The sequence below is a fragment of the Arthrobacter sp. GCM10027362 genome, assembly GCF_042679445.1.
GTDB lineage: Bacteria > Actinomycetota > Actinomycetes > Actinomycetales > Micrococcaceae > Crystallibacter.
This window is the reverse complement of the sequence record NZ_JBHTML010000347.1, coordinates 1-1,690: the sequence shown is the minus strand read 5'-3', so window position 1 is coordinate 1,690 and position 1,690 is coordinate 1. Positions and strand designations below refer to the sequence as shown.

Genomic DNA, 1,690 nt, shown 5'->3' with positions numbered 1-1,690 from the left:
TCCGGCCGGGGCGGCCTCGCCGTGCAGGAAGGCGTCCGCACCGAGTTCCTCCACGGACTCCACCGTCACCGCCAGCCCGGCCGCCCCGGGGCCGTGGGCGACCTCGAAGTCCTCGGGCCGTACGCCCAGCAGCACCGACGCCGCCGCCCCGGACACCGGGAAGGGCTCCCCGCCCAGCCGCACCGCCCCGCCGTCCACCGGCAGTTCGAGCAGGTTCATCGCCGGGGAGCCGATGAAGCCGGCCACAAACACATTCGCCGGCCGGTCGTAGAGCTGACGCGGGGCGGCCACCTGCTGCAGCACCCCGTCCCGGAGCACCGCCACCCGGTCGCCGAGGGTCATCGCTTCCACCTGGTCGTGCGTGACATAGACGGTGGTCACCCCCAGCCGCCGGGTCAGCGACGCGATCTGGGCGCGGGTCTGCGCCCGCAGCGCGGCATCCAGGTTCGAGAGCGGTTCGTCCATCAGGAAGACCTGCGGGTTGCGCACGATCGCCCGGCCCATGGCCACCCGCTGGCGCTGCCCGCCCGAGAGCGCCTTGGGCTTGCGGTCCAGGAATTCCTCCAGCTCCAGCAGCCGGGCCGCCTCGCGGACCCGGGCGGCCCGCTCCCCGTCCGGCACGCCGGCAATCTTCAGCGCGAAGCCCATGTTGTCCGCCACGCTCATGTGCGGGTAGAGCGCATAGTTCTGGAAGACCATGGCCACGTCGCGGTCCGTGGCCGGCACCGCGGCAACGTCCCGGCCGCCGATCAGCACGCGCCCGGAGTCCATCTCCTCCAGCCCGGCGACCAGGCGCAGGGCAGTGGATTTTCCGCAGCCGGTGGGGCCGACCAGGACCAGGAACTCGCCGTCGGCGATGTCCAGGCTGAGCCGGTCCACCGCAGGGCGGTCCGTGCCCGGAAACCGGCGGGTGGCATTGTCGAAGGTTACCGTTGCCATCTTCAAGTCCCTTCACGGGCAGGTGTGTGCCCGGCGGTCCACGGCGAGCAGGGAAGTGTCCGGTTGCGACCGGGCGTTCAGTATCGCACGGGGCGCGGGCCTCAGCAGCGCACCGCCGCCGCGCGGAGCTCGGCGAGCAGCGCGAGCACCCCGGCGAAGGCCTGCGGGGAGTCCACCCGGTAGCGCGCGGCGGTGGCACCCGGGCCCACCTTGATCCCCACATCCTGCGGGCGCAGCACCGCGAAGGCGTTCTCGTCCGTGACATCGTCCCCGGCGAAGAGCACGGCGCTCGCGCCGGTGAACGTGCGCAGCAGCTCGATGCCCTGGCCCTTGTCGGCGCTGATCACCGAGGTTTCCAGCACCCGCTTGCCGTCGGACAGGTGGACCCCCGGGATGGCCAGCAGCTGTGCACGCGCCTGTTCCGTGGCCGCCGCGGCCACCTCGTCCGCCGCGGTGCGCGTGTGCAGCACGACGCCGGCCGGCTTGGCTTCCAGCACCGTCCCCGGGTGCGCGGCGACCACGCGTTCGACGACGGCGGTGGCCGCCTTCAGCGCCGCGGCCTGCCCGGCATCCAGGGTCAGCGGCGGACTGTCCGGGCCGGTGAACACCTCGCCGCCGTGCGAGCCGATCAGCAGCGTGCGCTCGTCCGGGTCGGCGACCAGCCGCAGGCTGGCCAGCGCACGCCCGGAGATGAAGGCCGTCGTGGTGTCCGGCAGCCCGGCCAGCGCCAGCACGGCCGCGGCGGATTCGG

At 73.6% G+C, this 1,690-nt stretch carries 2 protein-coding genes; both read right to left on the bottom strand.

Annotated elements, in window-relative coordinates; genetic code table 11:
• On the bottom strand, positions 1 to 939 hold a 939-nt coding region (locus ACFQ36_RS22520; RefSeq protein ID WP_377017772.1), incomplete at its 3' end, for an ABC transporter ATP-binding protein.
• A gap of 101 nt (positions 940 to 1,040) precedes the next feature.
• The coding region (gene otsB / locus ACFQ36_RS22515; RefSeq protein WP_377017770.1) for a trehalose-phosphatase at positions 1,041 to 1,690 on the bottom strand (650 nt) is incomplete at its 5' end.